Here is a 24,357-nt window from a genome sequence, read left to right as displayed (position 1 = left end):
TTGTCCCATCGCGGTGCGGCGTACGGCTAAACCTGGATCCGGCCCGCTTGGTCAGCCGGTCTTCAGCAGGATCCAGAAGACCAGCGAGCCGACACCGACCACCACCAGCACGGTGAGGATGATCCCCAGCCAGACGAACTCGGCGAGGCGGCGGGTCTTGCGCGGGATGAGCAGGGCCAGCGGCACCAGCAGGGTCAGCGCCACCCACGGGAACAGCTCCTCGGCCCGCTCCTGCCCGACGACCCACGTCAGCAGGGCGCCCCAGGTGCCGGGTACGAGGATCGCGTACGCCAGGCCGATGTAGAAGCCGACCAGGGCCGCAACGGTTGGGTGCGAGTCGTGCAGCCATGCCCACAGGCCACCGGACCCCGAGGACTCCTCCTCCGGGCCGTGATCTGCCTCGACGTCTGGATCGGAGTCCACGTCGAGGTCCGCGGGACGCTCGGTCACTCTTCAACCGTAGCGCCGAACCACGTCATCCTTGGTAAAGAATCGCTGCCGCGACGAACTCCGGGCGATTCAAGCCGGTCAGGCGTCGACGGTGATCAGGTCCGGGAAGCCGAGGTCTCGCCACCGGGCGAGATCTGGCGGCGTGCCGGTCAGCTCGCTCACCAGGACGGTCCAGGCCGTGCCGTGACCGACGAGCACGGCGTCCTCGCCCGCGTGTGCCGAAAGGATCCCGGCGACCGCCTTCGTCACGCGAGCGCGGCACTCCTCGAGCGGCTCCCAGCCGTCGTACGCCGGGACCGTCGGCTCCGCGAACGCCCGCTCGACCGTGGCGTGGAAGTCGTCGACCCAGGCCTCACCGCGGCGGTGCTCACGGAGGGCCTCGACCACACCGACGTCGCCGTCGGTGAGGAGCTGGGCGGTCTGCTGCGCCTTGGGCTCGGGCGAGGAGTACCACGCAGCGCCGGCCGGCAGCCGGTCACGCAGAGCCCAGACGTCGTCGAACCCGGCCGGGTCGAGCTCCCACTGCTCCGCGGCGACGCCGCGCACCTGGATGGGTCGTCCGTGGCGTACGAGGAACAGCATCGGGGCTGGGCCTGCTCAGAAGACGGCGTAGTGGAGGATCAGCCAGACCGGGGCGACGGTCGCCAGGAGCGAGTCGAGACGGTCCATGAGGCCGCCATGACCGGGGATGATCTGGCTCATGTCCTTGACGCCGAGGTCGCGCTTGATGACCGACTCGACGAGGTCACCGAGGACGGCCATCACGCAGGCGACCACGCCGAGCGCGACACCGACCCACCAGGCACCGTCGAGCAGCCATACGACCAGGCCGACGCCGGTGGCGACGGTGAAGACCACCGAGCCGGCGAAGCCCTCCCACGACTTCTTCGGGGAGATCACCGGCGCCATCGGGTGCTTGCCGAAGAGGACCCCGGCCACGTAGCCGCCGATGTCGGACATGATCGTGAGCAGGACCCAGACGATGATGCCGCGTACGCCGTCGTCGGAGAGGCCGCCCGAGGTCCAGCCGCCGCCCTCGCCGAGCATGAGCGCGACGAACGAGCCCAGGAACGGCAGGTAGAACAGGGTGAGGACGGCCGCGGCCGAGGTGCGTACGTAGCCCTCGACCCCACGCCGCAGCACCCACAGCATGATCACCAGAGCGGTCACCGCGGTGGCCGTGACCAGCGCGTCGGAGCCCAGGAAGTACGCGACCAGGACCATCACCGTGCCGCCGATCATCAGCGGTTGCTCGGGGACGTCCATGTCCTTGGCCATCAGGCCTCGGTGGAGCTCCCACACCGCGGCGACGACACAGCCGACGACGATCAGCATGAACGCCGTCTTCACGAACATCAGGCTCAGCGCGATGGCGACCAAGAGGACGACGGCAGAGCCGATCGCCGCGGGCAGGTTGCGGCCGGCGCGGCCGTAGTCCTTCTTCGGCGGCTCGGAAGCTGACGGAGAAGGAGACGGCGGCGTCTGACTCACGAGTGATTCCTTCATGCTCAGGTCTTTCCTCTGGATCCTGGCCGCGGCGCTTGTAGGGCTCGACTGCGTCACTGGCCGGATCTCGACACGCGGTCGCCGCTTCGCAAGCTCAGCGGCGCGCTCGCTCGATCTCTTCGCGTTGTGACCCTGCGACTTCGTCGCAGGGTCGCAGGCTCAGACCTCGAGCAGCTCGGCTTCCTTGGACTTGAGCAGCTCGTCGATCGCGTCGGTGTGCTTCTTGGTGAGGCTGTCGAGGCGCTTCTCCGCACCGGTGACGTCGTCCTTGCTGGCCTCGCCGTCCTTCTCGAGCTTCTCGAGACCCTGCTTGGCCTTCTGGCGCACCTGACGCACGGAGACGCGACCCTGCTCGGCCTTCTCCTTGGCGAGCTTGATGTATTCCTTGCGGCGCTCCTCGGTCAGCTCCGGGAAGACCGCACGCAGGATCTTGCCGTCGTTGGACGGGTTGACGCCGAGGTCGGAGTCGCGGATCGCCTTCTCGACGTTGGCCATCGCGCCGATGTCGAACGGGGCGATGTTGATGATCCGAGGCTCGGGGCTGGTGAACGAGGCGAGCTGCTGGATCGGCGTCGGGGTGCCGTAGTAGTCGACCAGGATCTTGCTGAACATCTGCGGGGTGGCCCGGCCAGCACGAATCGTGGCGAAGTCCTCACGCGTAGAGTCCACCGACTTCACCATCTTGCTGTCGGCCTCGTTGAGGATGTCGTTGATCACCGGATGCTCCTGTGCGCTCGTAAGTGTTGTGGGTGTGGGTGGCGTGTGGGCTCGTGCCGCTCAGCCAGCGGTGACGAGCGTACCGATCTTCTCACCCTGGACGATCCGGTAGACCGCCCCCTCGTCCTCGGCACCGTAGACGACGATCGGCATCTTGTTCTCCATGCAGAGGGCGAACGCGGTGGCGTCGGCGATCTTGAGCTGCTTCTGCAGGGCCTCACCGAAGGTGATCTCATCGTACTTCGTCGCCGTCGGGTCCTTCTTCGGGTCGGCGGTGTAGATCCCGTCGACGCCGTTCTTGGCCATCAGGACCACCTCGGCGTGGACCTCGAGGGCACGCTGCGCCGCAACGGTGTCGGTGGAGAAGTAGGGCATGCCGGAGCCCGCGCCGAAGATCACGACGCGGCCCTTCTCGAGGTGACGCATGGCCTTGCGCGGGATGTAGGGCTCGGCGACCTGGCCCATCGTGATAGCGGTCTGCACGCGGGTGTCGACACCCTCCTTCTCCAGGAAGTCCTGCAGCGCGAGGCAGTTCATGACGGTGCCGAGCATGCCCATGTAGTCGGCGCGCGACCGGTCCATCCCAGCCAGTTGGAGCTCGGCGCCGCGGAAGAAGTTGCCACCGCCGACGACGATCGCGACCTGCACGCCGGAGGCCGCGACAGCGGAGATCTCCTTGGCGATCGAGGCGACCACGATGGGGTCGACACCGACCTCGCCACCGCCGAAGTTCTCTCCGGACAGCTTGATCAGGATGCGCTGGTAGCGGGTCATGCCGTGGCCTTTCCTGGGGCGACGTCGTGCGGGGTGGTGCATGTAGGGGTGGCGTACGAAAGGGCCGGTCCGATGATCACCATTCGGTTCATCGGACCGGCCCCTTTCGTCGTACGTTGCTGCTCAACCTAACTGATCGCGCGCCGTTGGCGCGGAGTCAGGCTCGGTTCAGGCGCCGACGTCGAAGCGGGCGAACTGCTTCACCTGCGTGTTGGCGGCGTCGAGGACCTGCTTGACGGACTTCTTCGACTCGAAGACCGACTCCTGGTCGAGCAGGACGATCTCCTTGAAGAACGCCTTGATCCGACCCTCGACGATCTTGGCAACGGCAGCCTCGGGCTTGCCCTCCTCGAGCGTCTTCTTGGTGAGGACGTCCTTCTCGGCGTCGACCACGTCGGCCGGCACCTCGTCGGAGGTGAGGTACTGCGCCTTGAGCGCGGCAGCCTGCTGGGCGGCCTGCTTCGCAGCGGCCTCGTCACCCTCGTAGGCGACCAGGACGCCGAGGCTCGGCGGCAGGTCGGAGGCCTTCTTGTGCAGGTAGACCGTGGTCTCACCCTCGAAGTAGGCGACCTGGCCGAGCTCGATCTTCTCGCCGATGGTGCGGGCGAGCTCCTCGACGGTCTCGCCGACGGTCTTGTCGCCGAGCGAGATGGCCTTGAGGGCCTCGAGGTCGTTGACCTTGTTGGCGTCGGCGGCCTCGGCGATCTGCTGGGCAGCAGCGACGAAGCTCTCGTTCTTGGCGACGAAGTCGGTCTCCGAGAGGAGGCTGACCAGAGCGTTGCCGGACGCGGCGACGAGGCCGGCCGAGGTGGTGCGCTCCGCGGCGCGGGCGGCGGCCTTGGCCGTGCCCTTGACGCGAAGGATCTCGACAGCCTTGTCGAAGTCGCCGTCAGCCTCGTCGAGCGCCTTCTTGCAGTCCATCATGCCGGCCTGGGTCAGCTCACGGAGCTTCTTGACGTCGGCAGCGGTGTAAGCCATGCGTGTCTTCCTCTGACTTGTTAAGTGGCTTTGGGTGGACGATGAGGCTCAGGCCTCGGCCGGGGCCTCGGGGGTCTCGGCGGGGGTCTCCTCGGCCGGGGCCTCGGTGGTCTCAGCAGCCTCGGCGGCGGGGGCCTCGGCGGCCGGGGTCTCCTCGGCCTTCGTCTCCTCGGCAGCCGGGGTCGCCAGGAGCTCGCGCTCCCACTCGGCCAGCGGCTCCTCGGCGGTGGCGCCCTCGGTGCCCTCGGTCTTGCCACCGGAGCGGGCGATGAGGCCCTCGGCGACAGCGTCGGCGACCACGCGGGTCAGCAGGCCGACCGCACGGATGGCGTCGTCGTTGCCCGGGATCGGGAAGTCGACCTCGTCGGGGTCGCAGTTGGTGTCCAGGATGCCGACGATCGGGATCCTGAGCTTGCGAGCCTCCTCGACAGCGAGGTGCTCCTTCTTGGTGTCGACGATCCAGACGGCGGACGGGGTGCGACCCATCTCGCGGATGCCGCCCAGGGTCTTCTCGAGCTTGTCGCGCTCCCGCTTCATCTGCAGGAGCTCCTTCTTCGTGCGGCCCGAGCCGGCGACGTCGTCGAAGTTGACCTCGTCGAGCTCCTTGAGGCGGTTGATCCGCTGGTGCACGGTCTGGAAGTTGGTGAGCATGCCGCCCAGCCAGCGCTGGTTGACGTAGGGCATCCCGACGCGCGTCGCCTGCTCGGCGATGGCCTCCTGGGCCTGCTTCTTGGTGCCCACGAACATGATCGTGCCGCCCTTGGCCACGGTCTCCTTGATGAAGGCGTAGCTGCGGTCGATGTAGGCCAGCGACTGCTGCAGGTCGATGATGTAGATGCCGTTGCGGTCGGTGAGGATGAACCGCTTCATCTTCGGGTTCCAGCGACGGGTCTGGTGTCCGAAGTGGACGCCGCTCTCGAGGAGCTGGCGCATGGTCACGACTGCCATGATGTTTTTTCTCCTAGGTGGTGGCCCGCGTGTGCACCGCTGGTGGCTCAACCTTGCGTTTCTCGAGGTCGGGCGGGTGTTGGCGCGAGCCGGTCGGGTTTTCAGTTTCGCGCCCATCAGTGCTGATGGGCCCTGACGCCTGCACGCGGTCCGACCTGAGCATTCTGCTCGGGACTGAGGGCCGCGCCCGCGGGCGACCGGCGTCTCGGAGCGAGACACCGTCGCGGTCTGCTGGCGTGCGAAGTCAGCCCACAAGGGGCTGCCGGTCCAAGACTAGCCGCCGACCGGTGTCTCGGGCCAATCCTCCGTGACCGGCACCGGCGCGGGCCGATCAGTGTCCACAGGGCTGTCTCGGGACGGGGTTATCCACAGGACGTACGCCGCTCGTTGTGCGGGTCCCCGATCCGGGGTTGTCTGCTCGTCATGACCTCGAACCGCCTCTCCGACCGGGCCCGCGCCCTCGTCGCGGCCCTGTTCCTCGTCGTCCTCATCGCCCCGGCAGGCCCAGCACTCGGAACGCCACGTGCCGAGGTGGCGCCGTCCGGCGCCTCGCTGGGTGGGGCAGTGGGTCACGACGAGGGTCCGAGCCCGGTCGGAGAAGCCGACGAGGTCCCCCGAGGCGAATGGCCGCTGGCGCCGCAGCCGGAGGTCGTGCGTCGTTTCGACCCCCCAGCTGCTCCGTGGGGTGCGGGGCATCGCGGCGTGGACCTGGCCGGGTCGCCAGGCGCGGTCGTCCGTACCGCGATGGCCGGGACGGTCGCGTTCGTCGGAGTGATCGCCGGCAAACGGGTCGTGAGCGTCGACCACGGGGCCACACGGACCACCTATGAGCCGGTCGTGGCCACCGTGGCCGTCGGCGATCCGGTCGCGGCCGGAGCGCCGTTGGGCCGACTCGGCATCGCCGGCTCCCACTGCTTCCCCGCCGCCTGCCTGCACTGGGGCTGGATCCGCAACGCGGACGACGTCTACCTCGACCCGCTCCTGCTTGTCGACGCACCGCAGCCGGTCCGGCTCCTCCCCCTCTGGCGCGGCGACCCGGTCCGGTAGGCCGAATCCGCAGTTGTGGCGGGCCGAAACAGTAGCTGTGGGCGACGAAGCTCGACTTTCGTCGCCCACAACTCACTTCTCGGCCCGCCACAACTACACACTCGGCCGACGCGGGTGACGTCTCGGCGGGTCAGGCGCGGGGGTGGGCCTGACGGTAGGCCTTGCGGAGCCGGTCGCTGCTGACGTGGGTGTAGATCTGGGTGGTGGCCAGGCTGGCGTGACCGAGGAGCTCTTGGACCGAGCGCAGATCGGCGCCTCCCTCGAGGAGGTGGGTGGCGGTGCTGTGACGCAGGCCGTGGGGGCCGAGGTCGGGGGCGCCGGGCACGTCGGCGAGGCGGCGGTGTACGAGGGTGCGTACGGCTCGCTGGTCGAGCCGGCCGCCGCGGGCCCCGAGAAACAGAGCCGGGCCGGAGGACTCGGTGACCAGCTGCGGGCGGCCACGGACGACCCAACGGTCGAGCGCCCGCACCGCGGGGCCGCCGAAGGGCACCATCCGCTCCTTGCGTCCCTTGCCGAGCACCCGGATGACGCGGCGTTCGTAGTCGACATCGTCCAGGTCGAGGCCGACGAGCTCGCCGACGCGGGCGCCGGTCGCATAGAGCATCTCGAGCACGGCGATGTCGCGCGTCCCGACCGGCGTGCCGTCCTCGGCCGCTGTGATGGCGGCGGCGATGAGGGACTCGACCTCGTCGGGGCGTAGTACGGGCGGAAGCGTCCGGTGGGCCTTGGGCGAGCCGAGCGCGGCACCGGCATCGACCTGCGCCCGGCCGGTCCGGACCAGCCATCCGCAGAAGACCCGGGCTGCGGTGGCCCTCCGGGCCAGGGTCGTACGTGAGTGGCCGGTCGTCTGCTGCTTGGCCAGCCAGCTGCGCAGCGTGCGCAGGTCGATCGCCTCGGGCTCGGTGCGGCCCATGCGGCCGGCGTGGTCGAGCAGGCTGCGGATGTCGCCCAGGTAGGCCCGGACCGTGTGGTCGGAGAGCCCGCGTTCGGCGCTGAGGTGTCGCTCATAGTCCCCGAGCAGCGCGGCGTAGATCTCGGGAAGCTCCGCTTCAGCGGACTCGCCTTCCGGGTCCCCCTCGGATTCAGCGCTCACCCGAGCCAGGATAGGTGTTTGCTCGGGCCTCAGGTGCGAGCCGCGCCCGGGGCCAGCTGCCACCCTTCGGGGAACCGCTCGACGAGACCGAGCGCCTCGAGCCGCGACAGGGCGGTGCCGGCCGTCTTCGGGTGCAGGCATGCCGACCTCGCGATGGTGAGCTGTGACGAGGGGCTGCTCACCGGGACCGCATCGAGGACCTGCTTCTCGACGGAGGTGAGCGAGTCGCGGCGGCGTACGGGGCCACGGGGTTCCTCGGGGACCGCCTCGCCGATGTCGCCGACGAGCTCGCGTACGTCGAGTCCGTCGGTGACCAGGACGCCTTTGCCGCTACGCACGAGCTCGTGGGTGCCGACCGAGGTCATCGCGCCCACCTGACCGGGCACCGCCATCACGGGTGTGTTGATGCTGTAGGCCCAGTGGGAGGTATTGAGGGAGCCGCTGCGCGCTGCCGCCTCGACGACCACGGTGCCCCGGGCAAGGGCGGCGATGATCCGGTTGCGGGAGAGGAATCGGTAGCGCGTCACGGGGAACCCGGGAGCGATCTCCGAGATCACCGCTCCGCTCTCGGCGATCGCGTCGATCAGGCGCCGGTTGCGCAGCGGGTAAGGAACGTCGACGCCACCGGCGAGCACGGCGACGGTGCTCCCCGGTGGGCCGGTGAGCGCGCCCCGGTGTGCGGCCGCGTCGATGCCGACCGCTGCCCCGGAGACCGTCACGAAGTCGTTGACCGCGAGGTCCGCCGCGATCCGCGCCGCGGCGTCGGCTCCGTAGGCCGTCGCGTCCCGGGACCCGACGATCGCGACCGACCGGTCGAGATCGCTGAGCAGGAGCGGTCCCCGCACCCACAGGCCGAGCGGGGTGCCGGTGCGGTATTGAAGAGGCTCCTGACCGGCGAGCCGCTCGACCTGGGTGGGCCACTCCTCGTCGCCGGGGATGACGTAGCGGAACCCGGCGTTGGCCGCCCGCTCCAGGTCGCGGTCGGGGTGGATCTGGGCCAGCCGCAGCCTGGCTTCGAGGCCGTCGTCGCCGAGGTCGGGGTCCTCCTCGGCGAAGCGTCGGTAGACCTCGGTGGCGGTCGAACCCACCATGCAGGTGTCGAGCAGCGGGGTGCCGGGCTCGATCAGCTGGGTCAGCGCGATCCGGGCCAGGCGCTCGCGCTCGAGATCGGTGAATGTCGGTGCGACGGGCGCCGCGGTCATGCCGACCTCCCCTCGAACGCCGAGACCGTGAGCGAGCCGCCGTTGCGCAGCGCGAGCGCCGTCTCGGTCTCGGTGACGCCCGGCCAGTCGACGCCGGCGAGGTCGGCCACCGTCCACGCGAGGCGATGCACGCGCACCGCGCCGCGACGGGTCAGAGCGCCGGAGAAGATGCGTGAATCGATGAGCGCCTCGGCCGATGGCGGCAGCGGCCAGTTGTCGCGCAGCGCGATCCCGCTGGCCTGCCCGTTCAACCGCCACCCGAAGTCGGCGTAGCGCTCACGTTGGCGGCGCCTGGCCGCCGTGACCCGTTCGCGGATGTCGGCGCTGGTCTCCGAGCCCCACGGGTCATGGTTCTGCTCGGACATCGGCCGCAGCGTGCGGATGATGTCGATGCGGTCCGTGATCGGTCCGGAGACCTTCCGCTCGTAGGACTGGCGCTCGTTGGACCTGCAGATGCAGCCGTCCTTGGTGATCGAGGCGTCGTAGTTGCCGCACGGGCACGGATTGGCGGCGAGCACGACCAGGGCGCGCGCCGGGAGCGTCACCGACTCCTCGCCTCGCGACACTGTGATGTCGCCGCTCTCCAGCGGCTCGCGCAGGCACTCGATCACGTCGCTCTTGAACAACGGGAACTCGTCGAGGAAGAGGACGCCGGCGTGGGACAGCGAGACCTGGCCCGGGCGGACCCGGCCGGTGCCGCCGCCGACGATGCCGGGTTTGGAGGCGTCGTGGTGGGGAGCCGCGAACGGCGGCCTGGTCAGGAGCCCTCGGTCGACGTCGAGCACACCGGCCAGCGACTGCACCGCCATCACCTCCAGCGACTCCTCGCGGGAGAGATCGGGCAGGATCGTCGGGATCCGCTCGGCGATCGACGTCTTCCCGCAGCCCTTCGGTCCCTTGAGCAGCAGGTGGTGTCCACCGGCCGCCGCGACCTCGACCGCGTACCGGGTCTCGGGCATGCCGCGAAGGTCGGACATGTCCATGTCGTCGAGCCTGCGGTCACCCCGCCAGCCGAGCAGGCTGCCGCCGGTGCCGGTCGCGACCGGCGGCGCGTCGGGCACCGGCTCGCCGCGCAGCTCGGCGACGACCTGGCCCAGCGACCGGAACCCGAGGATCTCCATCCCCGGCACCATCCGCGCCTCGGCCACCTGCGGCTCCGGCACCACCACCCGAGCGATCCCGGCGTGGGAGGCGGCGAGCACCATCGGGAGCACACCGGAGGTCGGCCGCAGCCCACCGTCGAGCGCCAGCTCTCCGATGAAGACCGTGCGTTCCAGCCCGATCGTCTCGAGCTCGCCACCGGCCGCGAGGATCGCCAACGCCATCGCGAGGTCGTAGTGTGAGCCGCCTTTCGGCAGGTCGGCCGGCGAGAGCAGCACCGTGATCCGCTTGGTCGCGGGCCACTCGAGGTCTGAGTTGATGATCGCCATCCGGACCCGGTCGCGTCCCTCCGCCAGCACGCTGTCGGCACGACCGACCAGCGTCACCCCCACCAGGCCGGGCGAGACATCGGCCTGCACGTCGACCAAGTGGCCGACCGCGCCCCGAAGGGCGACGCCATGAGCTCGCGCGTATCCCATCACAGGCCCCTGACGTGCTCGACCAGCGCCGAACCACGAGGCGCGTGCATCACCGCGACGAGATCGATCCGGATCCCCGGCGCTCGCACGTCGTGCTGCTCCAACCAGGCGATCGCCAACCGTTTCAGCCGGTCGAGCTTGGTCTTGTCGACCGCCTCGTGCGGAGTGCCGCACCCGTCATGGCTGCGGGTCTTCACCTCGCAGACGACGAGGGTGTCGCCCTCTCGCAGGACCAGGTCGATCTCCCCATCGGCACATCGCCAGTTGCGGTCGAGCACGGTCATGCCCGCCTCGACCAAATGCCTCTCGGCGACCGATTCGCCGTAGTTTCCCAGCGCGATCCGCGCCGGCGCCGTTGAACTCATCATGGACCTCCTGCCCTTCGGCTTCGAGGTCCAGACTCATCGCGAGCACCGACAATCCGGGCTGGTTCCGTGGCGCCTGGGGATAACCCCGGATCGAGATCGCCCTGTGGACGGTAATTGGCCCGAGATCAGCCGGGCGTCAGTCCAGCGGCTGATCGATGTCGGTCGGGTTGAGGGTCTCCACGTTGACGTCCTTGAAGGTCAGCACCTTGACCGCCTTCGCGAACCGGGCCGGCCGGTACATGTCCCACACCCAGACGTCGTTCATCGACACCTCGAAGTAGACGTCTCCCGAGTCCGTACGCGCTCGCACGTCGACCTGGTTGCACAGGTAGAAGCGGCGGTCGGTCTCGACGACGTACTTGAAGATGCCGACCACGTCGCGATACTCGCGGTAGAGGGTCAGCTCCATCTCGGTCTCGTACTTCTCGAGATCCTCCGCGCTCATGGTTTAAGACTCTAAGGCCAACACAGGCGACGAGCCGGGAAGACTCCACGAGCGGCGGTGATATGCCGACGGTCCCAGGCGCTCCAGCGCCGCGATGTGAGCGGGCGCGGAGTAGCCCTTGTTGTCGGCCCAGGCATAGTCGGGATACTCGTCGTGGAGCGCGACCATCAGCGCATCCCGCGAGGTCTTCGCCAGGATCGAGGCGGCGGCGACGGCGGCGCACTTCATGTCGGCCTTGATCATCGTCGTCACCGGCGGCACTTCGACCTCCTCCACCATCTGGGAGACCTCTCCGAAGAGGCCCTCCTGCACGGGCGGGGTCAGATAGTTGTGGTTGCCGTCGAGCAGCAGCGCGTCCGGACGTACGTCCAGGGCACTCAACGCTCGCTGACCGGCCAGCCGCATCGCGGCCATGATCCCGACTTCGTCGATCTCGGAGGCCAGCGCGTGCCCGACAGCCGAGTCGACGGCCCAGCGGCGCACCTTCGGCGCGAGCATCTCGCGAGCCTCGGGAGTGAGCAGCTTGGAGTCGCGTACGCCCTGGGGTGCCGTGCGGGTCGCCGCGGAGATCACCACGATCCCGATCGAGACCGGCCCGCACAGCGCGCCGCGCCCCACCTCGTCGACGGCACCGAGATGAGTGACGCCGTCGCGCAGCATCGACCGCTCGACGCGCAAGGTTGGCGCACTGCTCACTGTGACGGCACGTCCTCGAAGCTCTCGGGCCGGTGGATCCACTTCGCCCGGTCCAACGGCCATCCCAAGGCTACGACCTTGCCGACCACGTTGTCCTCCGGCACCCAGGGCACCAGCGCGCAGTCGGTCTCGTTGGCCGTGCACATGTGCACCGTCGAGTCGGCCGAGTTGGCCCGGTTGTCACCCATCACGAACAGCGAACCCTCGGGCACCGGACCGGCCTCCCAGTGGCGGTTGCCGGGCATCGGCCCGAAGCACTCACCCTCCTTGTTGGGGCGGCCGCACTTGGTCTCGGAGGGCCGGGCGTACGGCTCGTCGATCGGGACGCCGTTGACGATCAGCCGGCCCTGCTTGTCGCAGCACTCGATGACGTCGCCGGGAACCCCGATGACACGCTTCACCAGGTGGCCGCCCTCGGGGTAGAGACCGATGACCGCGAGCGCCTTGCCGAAGAGATTGCTGGGGCCGGCCGACTCGTCGACACCGAGCCAGGAGCCGGGGTCGGAGAAGACCACGACATCGCCGCGCTGCGGCGTGCCCGACAGCCAGTAGGACGGCTTCTCCACCAGCACTCGATCGTCGGTCGCCACTGACGGTCCGCCCTGAAGCCCAGGCTCCATGGACTCCGAGGGGATGTAGAAGGCCTGCACGAACAGGGCCTTCACGACGATCGCGACCAGGATGGCCAGCACGACCAGGACGATGCCCTCCTGCCAGGCCGACAGGCGGGGCTTGTGCTCCTCCTCGCGGCGCGGTCCGGCGGCCGGGCCCGGCTGCTCAGAGGCCCAGCGCGGGGCCTGAGGAGAAGACGAGAACGACCGCGATCCCCCCATCTCGGGCCCGTCCCAGCGGGCCTGGGGCCCGACGCCGACGGAAGGATCGCGGTCGTTCGAAGTCACGCGGTGAGTCTAGAGACTCCCTCCACAACGAGCCTCATCGACTCGCAATGCTCAGGAAACCCTCAGACCTCCGAGGCTCACGCCTCGGTCTGGGGCAGATCGGGCGTCGCTTCGCTCCGCCGATCAAGCCCCAGCCGGCTCACGCCTCGCGGCGCTCCTTGATCTTCGCCTTCTTGCCGCGCAGGTTGCGCAGGTAGTAGAGCTTCGCGCGACGGACGTCACCGCGGGTGACGACCTCGATCTGCTCGAAGATCGGGGAGTGCAGCGGGAAGGTGCGCTCGACACCCACGCCGAAGGAAACCTTGCGGACGGTGAAGGTGCGGCCGATGCCGGAACCGTGGACGCGGATCACGACGCCCTGGAAGACCTGGACGCGGGACCGGTTGCCCTCGACGACCTTGACGTGAACCTTGACGGTGTCACCGGCGCGGAACTCCGGCAGGTCGTCGCGCTTGGAGGCGTTGCCGACCTCAGCGAGTACGTTGCTCATCATTTCTCCTCACGCTCGCCACAGGCCGATCGCGGTCATCCATGCCCCTGGTAGGGCGATCTTTGGCGGTGGTCCAGCCACGTTGGCCGGCGGCGTACGGTTCCCCCTGTGGCAGGAGCCCGTCGCGACACCTCCGGGTGTCATCTTCGGAGCGTGCTTCGGCCGACTGGACCGGCCCACAAGTCTGCCACAGCGCCGTGGACCGCCGGGAATCGCGACGACCGAGCGGAGCACGGAGACGTACGCGGCGCACTGGTGCCGCATGCGAGGATGCCCCCGTGACCGACACCGACTGGCCACCGCACACCTACGTGACGCTCCCCTACAAGCAGCGGATCCCGCGCGGCCCGCGCGTGGACCGGCTGCTGCGTGAGGTCACGGTGGCGCTGCCGCCGCACATCGCCGATCTCGACCTGGCGCTGGAGCGGCCGGTGGCGGCGATGACGACCGCCAGCGCGGGCGCGCTCCGCCATCTCGACCTGGTCCACGGCCGGACGATGGACGGGCTCAACCACCTGCAGCTGCGTACCGAGGCGATCGACTCCTCCAAGATCGAGCACGTCGAGGCCAGCCTGGCCGACTACGGCCGGGCCCTGCTCGGCATCGGCGCCAACTCCTCGGCGACCTCGATGGCATCCGCGACCCAGGCGATGCAGCGGCTGATCAGCGAGGCCGACACGACCCGCAAGATCACCTCCGACGCGATTCTGCGCGCCCACCGGGACCTGTTCGCACGCCATCCCGACGAGGCGGCCAACGCCGGCAGGTTCCGCGTCGTGCAGAACTGGGTCGGCGGCTCCGACTACGCGCCCCGCGACACCCTCCACGTGCCACCGCCACCGGAGACGGTCATCGACTACATCGAGGACCTGGTTGCCTTCGCCAACCGCGACGACCTCTCCCCCATCGCCCAGGCCGCGATCGTGCACGCCCAGTTCGAGTCGATCCACCCCTTCATCGACGGCAACGGCCGGATCGGGCGTGCCCTCATCCACGCCGTGCTCCGCCGACGCCGCGCCTCGCGCCACCTGGCCGTCCCGATCGCGTCGGCGCTCGTCGCGCACCGCGACCGCTACTTCGCCGCGCTCAACGACTACCGGGCCGGCACCGCGTCCACGATCATCGCGATGCTCGCCGCCTCGACGACGATCGCGACGACGGAGTCGTGGAAGACGGCAGAGACACTGGAGAGCATCCGGCGCGGCTGGGGCGAGGCGGCCGGTGACCCACGGCCCGGGTCTGCTGCGTACCGTCTTCTCGACCTGCTCACCGAGGAGCCCATCCTCAACGCCGAACTGGTCACCAAGAACCTCGGGATCGAGGACCCCACCGAGACGATCGACGGTCTGGAGCAGGCCGGGATCCTCACCCGCGCCAAGCGCACCCGCCGCTCCCCCGTGTGGGTCGCACCGGCGGTCCTGGCCGAGGTCGAGGACCTCAGCGCCCGCATCCAGCACCAGGCCAGGCAGCTTCCGTACGGACCGCGCTGAGGCTGTTCGTCCAGTCCCTAGGCCGCGAGGCCCGCCCCGGCGAACCGGGACGGGCCTCGTGGAACCTGAAGAGGTCAGCCGACCTCTTGGTAACCGGGCTCGTGGATGGCGAGGTCGATACCGGCGACCTCGTCCTCCTCCTTGGCGCGGAAGCCGATCGTCTTCTCGATCGCCATGCCGACCACGTAGGCGACGATGAACGCGAAGGCGATCACGGCGACCGAGGAGCCGACCTGCTTCACGAGCTGGTCGATGCCGCCGCCGAAGAAGAGGCCGGTGCCGCCGACCTGGGCGAAGAACCCGATGTAGGCGCAGCCGATGAAACCGGCGACCAGGTGGATGCCGACGACGTCGAGGGTGTCGTCGAAGCCAAGCTTCCACTTCAGCTCGACGGCGAGGCAGCAGACCACGCCGACGAGGAGGCCGAGGAGGATCGCCCAGATCGGCGCGATGTGGGCACACGCCGGGGTGATCGCGACCAGACCGGCGACGACACCGGAGGCGGCGCCGACGGCGGTGGACTTACCGTCCTTGAACTTCTCCACGATGATCCAGCCGATCAGACCCGCGGCCGGGGCGATCAGGGTGTTGAGGAAGATCAGGGTGGTCTGGCCCTGGGTGGTGCCCGGGACGCCGGTGTTGAAGCCGAACCAGCCGAACCAGAGGATCGCGGTGCCGATCAGGACCAGCGGTACGTTGTGAGCAGCCGTCTCCTCCTTGGAGAAGCCGACCTTGCGCTGACCGAGGACGAGCGCCAGCGCGAGCGCGGCGGCACCGGCGGCCTGGTGGACGATCGTGCCACCGGCCCAGTCGAGAGCGCCCCACTTGCCGATCCAGCCGATGTAGTCACCGTCGGCGTTGAGGGCCCACACCCAGGCCTGGCCCGGGAAGTAGACGACGGTCGCCCAGATGCCCGCGAAGAGCAGCCACGGCCAGAACTTCGCCCGGTCGGCGATCGAACCCGAGATCAGCGCCACGGTGATGATGGCGAACGAGCCGCCGAAGGCGAGGCCGCCGAAGAAGTTGGTCGACTCCTCGACCGGCGTACCGTCGTCGAACTCGGTGACCAGGTCGCTGAAGGCGCTGGTCAGACCGAAGTCCTGGAACGGGTTGCCGAAGAAGTTCGTGAAGCCGGACTCGGAGATGGCTCCGATGCCGCTGAAGCCGTAGAGCACCCACAGCAGGGTGATCAGGCCGAGAGAGCCAAAGCTCAACATCATCATCGACACGACACTCTTCGACTTCACGAGGCCGCCGTAGAAGAAGGCAAGACCAGGAGTCATGAAGAGCACGAGTGCCGTACACAGCAGCTGCCATGCAAGATCGGTAGTCATTCGTACCTCATAGGGTCGGGGTTCGGATCGCGTGAGCCGAGCACACGTTTCGCCGGATCCTGTCGAGCCCTCGTTTCGGTAACAAACTCTTTATGTTACAGACACGTAACAGGCCACTGATGTACGTGACTTGTTATCTACTTGCTCGCCTGGGTTTGGTGAGGATCACAGCACCGGGCGGCGCGTCGAGGTCACGGCGCAGCCGGAAACCCGCCTTCTTGTAGATCCTCTGGTTCCGCTCGCTCTTCGCTCCGGTGAAAAGGGAGTACGTCGTGGCGGTCGCCGGGGCCACGGCCTGGATGTGGTCCAGCAGCTGACGCCCAAGGCCTCGCCCCTGGAGGTCCGGGGCGGTCATCAGCCGTCCGATCTCCCACACGTCGCCCTCGAGCCGGGCACGGACCGAACCGACCAGCCGCCCCGCTGAGCGGACCACGTAGACGTCGTGCGTCTCCAGCGCACGCACGGTGTCCTCGAGCGACTCGTGCAGCGGCGGGATCTCGACGCCGGGGTTGTCGTGCATCTCCTGCACCCAGCAGGCGAGCTGCAGCGTGTGCAGCTCGGGGACATCGGCGCGTACGGCGGGCACGATCCCCCACTCCGTGGCTGTTTGGGAGGCGTGGAGCAGGTCGGGGCGGCGTACGGCGGTCCGGGCCACCGCCTGGTCGTGGCGCCACTGCGCGATGCGCTTGTGATCGCCGCTGAGCAGCACCTTCGGAACCTCGAGGTCACGCCAGGCGGCGGGCTTGGTGTAGACCGGGTACTCCAGCAGGCCGTCCTCGTGGGACTCCTCCACCAGCGACTCGGCGTTGCCCATGAACCCGGGGAGCAGGCGTACGACGGCCTCCGTGATCGCCATCGCGGCGACCTCTCCCCCGTTGAGCACGTAGTCGCCCAGAGAGATCTCGCGGACCTCGGCGCGGGCGGCGGCGTGGTCGAGGACGCGCTGGTCGATGCCCTCGTAGCGTCCGAGCAGGAAGACCAGCCGGTCCCGGGTCGACAGCTCCCGAGCCAAGGCCTGGGTGAACGGTTCGCCGCTCGGGGTCGTCACGATCACCGTCGCGCCGTCGATCGCCAGCTCGTCGAAGGCCTCGCCGAACGGCTCGGGCTTCATCACCATCCCGGCGCCGCCGCCATAGGGGGTGTCGTCGACGGTGCGGTGTTTGTCGTGCGCCCACGCGCGGAGGTCGTGGACGTGCAGGTCCAGCAGCCCGGACTCGATCGCCTTGCCCGGCAGGCTCAGCCGGAGCGGCGCAAGGTAGTCGGGGAAGATGGTGAGGTAGTCGAGCCTCACCTGGCGTCGTCCTCGTCCTCGTCCTCGGCGAAGGGCGTGACCAGGCCGGGGCGGTCGGCGATGACGACCTTCTTCTCGGCAAGGTCGACGACCGGTACCAGCGCCTTCACGAACGGCACCAGCGCGTCGCGGCGGTCCGGGGTACGGATCGTCAGCAGGTCCTGCGCTCCCCCGTGGACCAGCGCCTTCACCGTGCCCAGCTCGCGGCCCTCCTCGTCGAAGGCGGTCAGGCCGACCAGCTGATGGTCGTAGTACTCGTCTGGATCCTCGGGAGTCTCCTCGGCCGGGACGTCGGCGAAGAGCAGCGTCCCGCGGGCGGCCTCGGCATCGCTGCGGTCGGTGATCTCCTCGAAGGCGACCTGGAGCACCTGCCCGTGCCAACGGGCACCCTCCACGGTCAGCTGCTTGGCGGCGTACGCCGATCCCTTCGGCGGTTGCGCCCGCAGCACCGTGCCCTCGGCGAACCGCCGGTCGGGCTCGTCGGTGCGTACCTCGACGGTCACGAACCCCCGGATGCCATGCGGCTTGCCGATCCGTCCGACCAGCACCTCGATCAACTCCACGAGGTGAGCCTAGAGGGTGGCGTACGTCGGGCCGAACTCCTCAACGTGGTTCTGCCGGCTCGCTGTAACACGTTGTTCGTAGCACTATCCGGTCGTTCCAATAGGGCGAGTAGTACTACGAACGACGTGTTACACGGCGCCCGGCTCCCGAAATGAGCAACAGGCGCCACCCCCGCAACGGGGATGGCGCCTGTCGTGAGTTGGTGCAGCCGGTGCTCAGCGACCGCCGTCGACATCGACGAAGTCGATCCGCGCGCCGCCCTTGCCGGCCAGCGCTGAGATGACCGTACGGAACGCGGTGGCGGTGCGGCCGCCGCGGCCGATCACCTTGCCGAGGTCGTCGGGGTGGACCCGGACCTCGAGGACGGAGCCGCGACGAAGCTGCTTGTCGCGCACGCTCACCTCGTCCGGGTTGTCGACGACTCCTCGGACGAGGTGCTCGAGAGCTTCGGCGAGCATGCTGCTCAGGCCTCGGCCTCGGCGGCCGGGGTCTCCTCGGCCTTGGGCTCCTCGGCCTTGGGCTCCTCGGCCTTCGGCTCCTCAGCCTTGGGCTCCTCGGCCTTCTTGGCGGACTTCTTCGTCACGGCCTCGGCACCGGCGGAGGCGTGAGCCTCGGCAAGGGCCTTGTTGAAGAGCTCGAGCTTGTCGGGCTTCGGCGGGGCGACACGGAGGGTGCCCTCGGCGCCCGGGAGGCCCTTGAACTTCTGCCAGTCGCCGGTCACCTTGAGGATCGCCTCGAGAGCCGGGGTCGGCTGGGCGCCGACGCCGAGCCAGTACTGGGCGCGCTCGGAGTCGACCTGGATGAAGCTCGGCTCCTCCTTGGGACGGTAGAGACCGATCTCCTCGATGACAGCGCCGTCGCGCTTCTTGCGCGAGTCGACGATGACGATGCGGTACTGCGGAACCCGGATCTTGCCCAGGCGCTTCAAGCGGATCTTGACAGCCACTGTTGGTGGTATTCCTTTGGAATCGAATATGGGTGAAGAGGCCCGTGTCGGTGTGGGGACACCCGTCAGGCAACTTCGGCGGGCACTGTTGCGCTGGGTGAGAGGGTCCCTGCGCACAGGACACACAACTCAGTTTGCCAGAGGTGGCCGGGAGCGGCGAAATCTCAGGCGTAGACCTTCCCCCGGAGTACGACGGCGGCCGGCCGGCCCAGCACGGTGAGGTCGTCGAGGGGGTTGCTGTCGTAGACGACGAAGTCGGCGGGATCACCCTCCGCGAGCCCGGGGTTGTGGCCGAGCCACTCCCGGGCGCGCCAGGAGGCGGCGCCGAGCACGACGTCGGCAGGAAGACCGAGCCGGTGCATGGCGAGCACCTCGGTCGGGAGTACGCCGTGCAGCTGGTCTCCCGCGCCGTCGGAGCCTGCGTAGAGGGCGACCCCTGCCTCGTAGGCGCTCATGATCGTCTCCCGACGGCGCGCGTAGAGGTCCTCCATGGTGGCGGCGTACGTCGGGAACTTGGGTGCTGCGGCGGCGGCCAGGTCAGGGAAGATCTCCAGCTGGGCGACGGTGGGGACCAGCGCGGTGCCCTGCTCGGCCATGGCCTCGACGAGGTCCGGGGTCAGGCCGGTGCCGTGCTCGATGCAGTCGATCCCGGCCTCGATCAGGCCGGGCAGGACCTCGTGGCCGAAGCAGTGCGCCGTGACCCGCGCATCGTTGTCGTGGGCCACCTTGATCGCCTCGGCGAACGACTCCGCCGGGAAGGAGGGCTTCAGGTCTCCCTCGGCCCGGTCGATCCAGTCGCCGACGAGCTTGACCCAGCCGTCACCGGAGCGCGCCTGCCGCTCGACGGCCTCGGCCAGACCGTCGGGCTCGACCTCGTCGGCGTAGTTGCGCATGTAGCGCTTCGTACGTCCGATGTGGCGGCCGGCGCGGATCAGCCGAGGCAGGTCCTCGCGGGACTGCACCCAGCGGGTGTCGGCGGCGGAGCCGGCGTCGCGAAGCAGCAGCGCGCCGGCGTCGCGGTCGGCGATCGCCTGGGCCTCGGCCGTCTCCTGGTCGACGGCGCCGTCGGGCCCGAGCCCGATGTGGCAGTGGGCGTCGACGAGGCCGGGGACGATCCACCCCGATGCGCCGCTCTCCGCCCCCGACGGCCGCTCGTAGGTGATGCGGCCGTCGAGGACGTAGAGGTCCCGCACCTCTCCATCGGGAAGGACCGGGCCGGAGAAGCACAGAGCAGTCATGTGACGCAGGTTACCTAGTTGCGCGGCACCTTCACGCCGGCGGCCTCGAGGATCGGGAAGTGCTGGGCGAGCGGGATGACCTGGCCGGTGACGACGTTGCTCTCGTCCCACCCGATGGAGGTCGGTACGCCGACGAGCTCACCGTCGTCGTTGACCGCGGCGCCACCGGAGTTGCCGCTGGAGATCCGAGCGGTGACGTCGAAGACGGCCCGCTCCTCGCCCTCGAAGGAGAGGATCGTCGCCACGTTGCCCTCCGCGACGGTCGGCGGCTGGAAGAGCACGCCCTCCTTGTCGGCGAAGCTCTCCTTCGGCAGCATCGGGAAGCCGATCGTGGCGATGAAGTCGCCGCGGTCGACCGCGTCGGAGTCGCCGAGCGAGATCGTCGGCAGGTCCAGCGAGGACGGGTTCACCGGGTTGCCCTCGCCGTCGGCGATGATCTGCACGACCGCGCTGTCGACCTCGCCGTCGGACTCGATGACCTTGGCGATGTAGTCGGGTTCGCCGACCTTGTAGCCCTCGGCCGGGTCGGTCATGTGGATGTTGACGACCTCGGGCGAGACCTCGCCCTTGGCGGCGTACTCCGGGATCTTCGCCGGGTCGGCGACGTGGGCGTTGGTGAGGATCTTGCCGTCCTCGGTGACGATCGACCCGGATCCCATCGCGATGGTGTCCTCGGTCGGCGCGTAGGTGATCCAGACGGCGGCCCGCTGCGCGCTGTTGAGCTCGTCCTTGGTCAGGCCGGTGTCCTGGGCAGCCGACTCGCCGCCGGGCACGACGAACATCGCGACCACCAGTCCGATGACCACGACCGCGGCCGCGGCGCCGATCCCGCCCCACAGCAGCAGCTTGTTGCGGCGCTTCGCCGCGGCACGGGCGACCTCGACCTCGGCGGCGTAGATCGGGATGACCTTGAGGATCTCGCCCGCGACCGGGTGGCCGAGGCGGATCTCGGTCTCCTCGTCGATCTCCTCCCTGACCAGCGGCTTCCCCTTGAGGAACGACCCGGTCTGGGAGCCGTTCTCGAAGGTCCAGCCGCCGGGGGTGGCCACCAGCCGGGCGTGCTGGCGCGAGACGCCCTGGTCCTCCAGCACGACCGAGTTGTCGGCCGCGCGGCCGATCGTCACGGTGACCGGGTGGCGGAAGCGGTGCTCCTTGCCCTCGGCGACCAGCAACAGGTCGGGTCCGGTCGGCGCGGTCGGCGGCTGACCGGGAGCGGCCGGCCGCGCCATCCCGGGCGCGATCGTCATCTCGGAGATGTCGTCGGGCCCCGGGGGCGCCGGCGGTGCGGGCGGCTGATGGCTGAACGCCGCCGGGGCCGCTGCAGGCACTCCCGAGGGCGGGGCCGCGGTGGCACCCGGCCCCGCAAACCCGGCCGGCGGAGGCGGCGGCGCCGGCGCCTGGGCACGCGGAGCACCCGCCGCGACCGGTGCGTCGTCGAGGGTGACGGTGATCGTCGAGCCCGGTCCCGCCGGGCCGAGCTGGATCTCGGTCGCCCCGGTCAACGGCACCTCGGTGACGCGGCTGCCGGAGACGTACGTCCCTCCGGCGGAGCCGACGTCGACCAGCTTCCACCCGGACGGGTCCGGGCGCAGCTCCGCGTGAGCGCGGGAGACCGAGGAGGACGAGAGCACCACGTCGGCATCAATCGAACGCCCTATTCGGACGATCTTGTCGGGCGGGAAGCTGAGCGCACGTCCCGATACGTCTACGCGTAGCGTCTGCATGCACGAATCATGCACCGAAATGGCCCGATCCAAGCGTCGCGAATCGAGGATTCGCAGAACTCGGACCGGGCCTTTTCGCTATCGGTGAGTCTTCAGGCCGTGTCCGTAGGCAAACAGCGGGTCATAGTCGGAATCCCCGATGTTGATCGGCTCCTGGTCGATCGAGCGGGGCCAGGTCACCGGGAGCTTCCCGGTGAACGGACGCTTGCCGAAGAGCACGTCGGCGACGCCCTTGCCCTCGCTGCCCGGGAGCCAGGAGGCGACCAGGGCGTCGATCTGCCCGAGCAGCCCCGGCGGGATGATCATCGGTCGCCCGGAGACGACGAGCACCGTGCAGGTCGCGGCGGCCGCACAGACCGTCTCGATCGCGGCGGTGTCGGCGTCGCTGAGGTGCATCGTCAGCGCGGGCCGCTGCACGCCGCCCTCGCCGGGGTCGTAGCCCCAGCGGGGCCCGCCGATGTCACCGAAGCCCTCGGCGTACGGGTGCTCGCCGACGACCACGACACCGTGCGCCCCGGCCGGGACCGGCGCGGAGGCGTCGGGCGAGTGGGTCACCTCGCCGCGGGCCGCGGACTCGATGCCGTCGAGGATCGTGTCGCCGGGGATCTGGTGGGTCGAGTTGCCCTGCCAGGTGATCGTCCAGCCGCCGGCCTGGTCGCCGATGCTGTCGGCCTTGCTGCCCGCGACGTAGACGTCGTCGCCGCCCGAGAGCGGGAGCGCGTGCCTGTTCCGGAGCAGGACCTGCGACTTCGCGACCGCCTCGCGCGCCACGCGACGGTGGGCGGCGCTGCCGATCTCGTCGATGTTGCGCCGGTCGGTGAACGGCTTCTCGAAGAGGCCGAGGTCGAACTTGGCGGTCAGGATCCGGGAGACCGCGTCGTCGATGCGGGCCATCGGGACGGCGCCGTCCTCGACCGCGGCGGTCAGCGTCTCGATGAACTGCGGGTAGCCGACGGTGTCACCGGAGAACGGCTCCATGAACATGTCGACGCCGGCATTGACCGAGATGGCGACCTGCTCGGCGTACGTCCCCGGGATCTGGTGGATCGCCCGCCAGTCGGAGATCACCAGGCCGTCGAAGCCCTGCTTCTCCTTGAGCCAGCCGGTGACGAGCTCCTCGTGGGCGTGCATCTTGAGCGGGTTGCCGAGACCGTCCTCGGTCCAGTCGACGCTGGAGAAAGACGGCATCACCGAGCCGACGTCGTGCTTCTTGATGGCGGTGACGTACGGCGAGAGCGCCAGCTTCTCGAACTCGGCGCGCGAGGCCTGGGTGATGCCCTGGTCGATGGTGTAGTCGCCCTCGCCGGTGCCGAAGGTCGTGAAGCCGTCGCCGGCGAAGTGCTTGGCGGTGGCGAGGACGCGGTCGGGATCGTCGAGCTCACCCTTGTCGCCCTGGAACCCTTCGATCATCTGCGCCATCTGGGAGGCGAGCTTCGGGTTCTCCCCGAAGGACTCGTACGTCCTCCCCCACCGGTCGTCGCGGGCGACGCAGATGCACGGGGCGAAGGTCCACTGCGGCCCGGTGGCTCGGGTCTCCTCCGCGGTGATGTGCCCGATCCGCTCGGCGAGCTTCGGGTCGCGGGTCGCGCCGAGGCCGATGTTGTGCGGGAACACGGTCGCACCGTTGAGGTTGCCGTGACCGTGGACCGAGTCGACGCCGTAGAGCAGCGGGATCCCCAGCCGCGTCGAGAGCGCCTGCTCCTGGAAGGCGTCGACCGTGTCGGCCCAGGCCTCCGGGGTGTTCTCGGCGGGGGTCGAGCCGCCGCCGGAGAGCACGCTGCCGAGACCGAGCTCGGCGATCTGGCCGGGGTTCGCGGCGACGTCGGCTCGCTCGGCCTGGGCCATCTGACCGACCTTCTCGGCCAGCGTCATCCGGGCGAGAAGGTCGGCGACGCGGGTCTTGGTGGCGAGGCGTGGGTTCTTGTAGGGCAGCGCGTGGTCCGAGCGCGTGAGCGCATCGGTGGACACAGTGGGTGACGCTGCGGTGGACGCTGGGGCTACGAGGAGCGTGGCGCAGAGCAGGCCGGCGAGAGCCGAGGCTCCGCCGATCGCGCCGCGCTGTCTGTGTGATCGCACGGGACAGGCCTCCTGAGAGTGATCTGTCGGCACCTCGGCGTTGGGGTGCCGCGGCTCGTGAGAGCGCTCCCAGCGTGACGGTGATCACAATCGCGGTCAATGGCTACGCGTGCGTAACCCTGCGAATTCCTCAGATCTGGTCAAGCAACCAGGACGGTCCCAGGGCCGTGGCACCGCCACAACGAGCCTGCAGCAGCCGGTCGGCGGTCACCAGCGTCACCCGGTCACCCTTCTCCAGCGCCTCCCGGACGACACCGACGATCGCGGCGTCACCGTCCTTGGGCGCGTGGACCGTGTGCACGTGGGCGTCCCTGCCCGGACGTACGCCGCCCTTGGCCTGTCCCTCCAGGACCAGGACGATCCGGTCCTGCGGGAGATCGGCGACGAGCAGCGCCTCGTGCAGCCGGCGCGCCGCGCCGGCGCGGTCCTTCCACCAGCCGTCGGGGCGGGCGCCGACGACGTTGGCGCCGTCGACGACGAGCACCGTGCTCACCTGGAGGG

Annotated in this window: 26 protein-coding genes; 2 read left to right on the top strand and 24 right to left on the bottom strand. The window is 69.4% G+C overall.

Annotation, left to right across the window (positions count from 1 at the left end):
• Positions 1-51 precede the first annotated feature (51 nt).
• The 7 genes from ACIO3S_RS28315 to rpsB all read right to left on the bottom strand — a co-directional run bounded on the left by ACIO3S_RS28315 (position 52) and on the right by rpsB (position 5,373).
• Entirely contained in the window at positions 52-450 is a 399-nt protein-coding gene (locus ACIO3S_RS28315; protein WP_400469865.1) for a hypothetical protein, read from the bottom strand.
• A 78-nt stretch (positions 451-528) separates the two neighbouring features.
• A complete protein-coding gene (locus ACIO3S_RS28310) occupies positions 529-1,032 on the bottom strand; it encodes a histidine phosphatase family protein (RefSeq protein ID WP_400469862.1) in 504 nt (167 codons plus the stop codon).
• 15 nt (positions 1,033-1,047) lie between these two features.
• Complete coding sequence (locus ACIO3S_RS28305) at positions 1,048-1,941, bottom strand: phosphatidate cytidylyltransferase (protein ID WP_400469859.1); 894 nt, start codon at positions 1,939-1,941, stop codon at positions 1,048-1,050.
• A gap of 174 nt (positions 1,942-2,115) precedes the next feature.
• Positions 2,116-2,670, bottom strand: coding sequence for a ribosome recycling factor (gene frr / locus ACIO3S_RS28300; RefSeq protein ID WP_201451342.1), 555 nt, complete (start codon positions 2,668-2,670; stop codon positions 2,116-2,118).
• A gap of 63 nt (positions 2,671-2,733) precedes the next feature.
• Positions 2,734-3,447 (bottom strand): UMP kinase, encoded by a 714-nt coding sequence (gene pyrH / locus ACIO3S_RS28295; protein ID WP_091049739.1) that lies wholly within the window; start codon positions 3,445-3,447, stop codon positions 2,734-2,736.
• A 168-nt stretch (positions 3,448-3,615) separates the two neighbouring features.
• Positions 3,616-4,425 (bottom strand): translation elongation factor Ts, encoded by an 810-nt coding sequence (gene tsf / locus ACIO3S_RS28290; protein WP_160024472.1) that lies wholly within the window; start codon positions 4,423-4,425, stop codon positions 3,616-3,618.
• A gap of 48 nt (positions 4,426-4,473) precedes the next feature.
• Positions 4,474-5,373, bottom strand: coding sequence for a 30S ribosomal protein S2 (rpsB, locus tag ACIO3S_RS28285; protein WP_201451067.1), 900 nt, complete (start codon positions 5,371-5,373; stop codon positions 4,474-4,476).
• Positions 5,374-5,796: 423 nt separating this feature from the next.
• Here rpsB and ACIO3S_RS28280 point away from each other — a divergent pair, with 423 nt between their 5' ends.
• Complete coding sequence (locus ACIO3S_RS28280) at positions 5,797-6,420, top strand: peptidoglycan DD-metalloendopeptidase family protein (protein WP_400469854.1); 624 nt, start codon at positions 5,797-5,799, stop codon at positions 6,418-6,420.
• 130 nt (positions 6,421-6,550) lie between these two features.
• Here ACIO3S_RS28280 and ACIO3S_RS28275 read toward each other — a convergent pair whose 3' ends face one another.
• The 8 genes from ACIO3S_RS28275 to rplS form a co-directional block, all read right to left on the bottom strand.
• Positions 6,551-7,513, bottom strand: a complete 963-nt coding sequence (locus ACIO3S_RS28275; RefSeq protein WP_400469851.1) for a tyrosine recombinase XerC — start codon at positions 7,511-7,513, stop codon at positions 6,551-6,553.
• A 29-nt stretch (positions 7,514-7,542) separates the two neighbouring features.
• A complete protein-coding gene (dprA, locus tag ACIO3S_RS28270) occupies positions 7,543-8,715 on the bottom strand; it encodes a DNA-processing protein DprA (RefSeq protein WP_400469848.1) in 1,173 nt (390 codons plus the stop codon).
• Positions 8,712-10,295, bottom strand: coding sequence for a YifB family Mg chelatase-like AAA ATPase (locus tag ACIO3S_RS28265; protein ID WP_400469845.1), 1,584 nt, complete (start codon positions 10,293-10,295; stop codon positions 8,712-8,714). Before ACIO3S_RS28265 ends, dprA begins: the two co-directional genes overlap by 4 nt.
• Positions 10,295-10,660 carry a YraN family protein gene (locus tag ACIO3S_RS28260; RefSeq protein ID WP_160024477.1) on the bottom strand — a complete coding sequence of 122 codons (366 nt, stop codon included), beginning with the start codon at positions 10,658-10,660 and terminating at the stop codon, positions 10,295-10,297. Before ACIO3S_RS28260 ends, ACIO3S_RS28265 begins: the two co-directional genes overlap by 1 nt.
• Before the next feature lie 139 nt (positions 10,661-10,799).
• Positions 10,800-11,108 (bottom strand): DUF2469 domain-containing protein, encoded by a 309-nt coding sequence (locus ACIO3S_RS28255; RefSeq protein ID WP_045550889.1) that lies wholly within the window; start codon positions 11,106-11,108, stop codon positions 10,800-10,802.
• 3 nt (positions 11,109-11,111) lie between these two features.
• Positions 11,112-11,804, bottom strand: a complete 693-nt coding sequence (locus ACIO3S_RS28250; protein ID WP_400469840.1) for a ribonuclease HII — start codon at positions 11,802-11,804, stop codon at positions 11,112-11,114.
• Positions 11,801-12,703 (bottom strand): signal peptidase I, encoded by a 903-nt coding sequence (gene lepB / locus ACIO3S_RS28245; protein WP_400469837.1) that lies wholly within the window; start codon positions 12,701-12,703, stop codon positions 11,801-11,803. Before lepB ends, ACIO3S_RS28250 begins: the two co-directional genes overlap by 4 nt.
• 139 nt (positions 12,704-12,842) lie before the next feature.
• On the bottom strand, positions 12,843-13,193 hold the full coding sequence (rplS, locus tag ACIO3S_RS28240) for a 50S ribosomal protein L19 (protein ID WP_091050100.1): 351 nt from the start codon (positions 13,191-13,193) through the stop codon (positions 12,843-12,845).
• A gap of 278 nt (positions 13,194-13,471) precedes the next feature.
• On the opposite strand from rplS, the gene ACIO3S_RS28235 reads away from it, so the two are divergent.
• Positions 13,472-14,683, top strand: a complete 1,212-nt coding sequence (locus ACIO3S_RS28235; RefSeq protein ID WP_400469833.1) for a Fic family protein — start codon at positions 13,472-13,474, stop codon at positions 14,681-14,683.
• 74 nt (positions 14,684-14,757) lie between these two features.
• Here the strand turns inward: ACIO3S_RS28235 and ACIO3S_RS28230 are convergent, their stop codons facing one another.
• The 9 genes from ACIO3S_RS28230 to ACIO3S_RS28190 all read right to left on the bottom strand — a co-directional run bounded on the left by ACIO3S_RS28230 (position 14,758) and on the right by ACIO3S_RS28190 (position 24,349).
• Positions 14,758-16,017, bottom strand: coding sequence for an ammonium transporter (locus ACIO3S_RS28230; RefSeq protein ID WP_400469831.1), 1,260 nt, complete (start codon positions 16,015-16,017; stop codon positions 14,758-14,760).
• A 133-nt stretch (positions 16,018-16,150) separates the two neighbouring features.
• Positions 16,151-17,308: a tRNA (guanosine(37)-N1)-methyltransferase TrmD gene (gene trmD, locus ACIO3S_RS28225; protein ID WP_400469828.1), complete on the bottom strand. Its 1,158-nt coding sequence runs from the start codon at positions 17,306-17,308 to the stop codon at positions 16,151-16,153.
• The gene (gene rimM, locus ACIO3S_RS28220) at positions 17,305-17,871 is read right to left on the bottom strand and encodes a ribosome maturation factor RimM (RefSeq protein ID WP_400469824.1); all 567 of its coding nucleotides are present in this window, start codon (positions 17,869-17,871) and stop codon (positions 17,305-17,307) included. The genes trmD and rimM overlap by 4 nt, the downstream gene beginning before the upstream one ends.
• A 216-nt stretch (positions 17,872-18,087) precedes the next feature.
• A complete protein-coding gene (locus ACIO3S_RS28215; RefSeq protein ID WP_008363327.1) occupies positions 18,088-18,330 on the bottom strand; it encodes an RNA-binding protein in 243 nt (80 codons plus the stop codon).
• A 5-nt stretch (positions 18,331-18,335) separates the two neighbouring features.
• The gene (gene rpsP / locus ACIO3S_RS28210; RefSeq protein ID WP_160024482.1) at positions 18,336-18,818 is read right to left on the bottom strand and encodes a 30S ribosomal protein S16; all 483 of its coding nucleotides are present in this window, start codon (positions 18,816-18,818) and stop codon (positions 18,336-18,338) included.
• Positions 18,819-18,982: 164 nt separating this feature from the next.
• Entirely contained in the window at positions 18,983-20,056 is a 1,074-nt protein-coding gene (locus tag ACIO3S_RS28205) for an amidohydrolase family protein (protein ID WP_400469820.1), read from the bottom strand.
• A gap of 14 nt (positions 20,057-20,070) precedes the next feature.
• Positions 20,071-21,780, bottom strand: coding sequence for an FHA domain-containing protein (locus ACIO3S_RS28200; RefSeq protein ID WP_400469817.1), 1,710 nt, complete (start codon positions 21,778-21,780; stop codon positions 20,071-20,073).
• A gap of 78 nt (positions 21,781-21,858) precedes the next feature.
• Complete coding sequence (locus tag ACIO3S_RS28195) at positions 21,859-23,856, bottom strand: glycoside hydrolase family 3 protein (protein WP_400469814.1); 1,998 nt, start codon at positions 23,854-23,856, stop codon at positions 21,859-21,861.
• A gap of 130 nt (positions 23,857-23,986) precedes the next feature.
• Entirely contained in the window at positions 23,987-24,349 is a 363-nt protein-coding gene (locus ACIO3S_RS28190) for a hypothetical protein (protein WP_350719060.1), read from the bottom strand.
• Positions 24,350-24,357 lie beyond the last annotated feature (8 nt).

Origin of the sequence: Nocardioides sp. NPDC087217 (genome assembly GCF_044744805.1) — a bacterium.
Lineage (GTDB): Bacteria > Actinomycetota > Actinomycetes > Propionibacteriales > Nocardioidaceae > Nocardioides.
The sequence above is the reverse complement of the archived record's forward strand: the minus strand, read 5'-3'. Positions and strand labels throughout refer to the sequence as shown.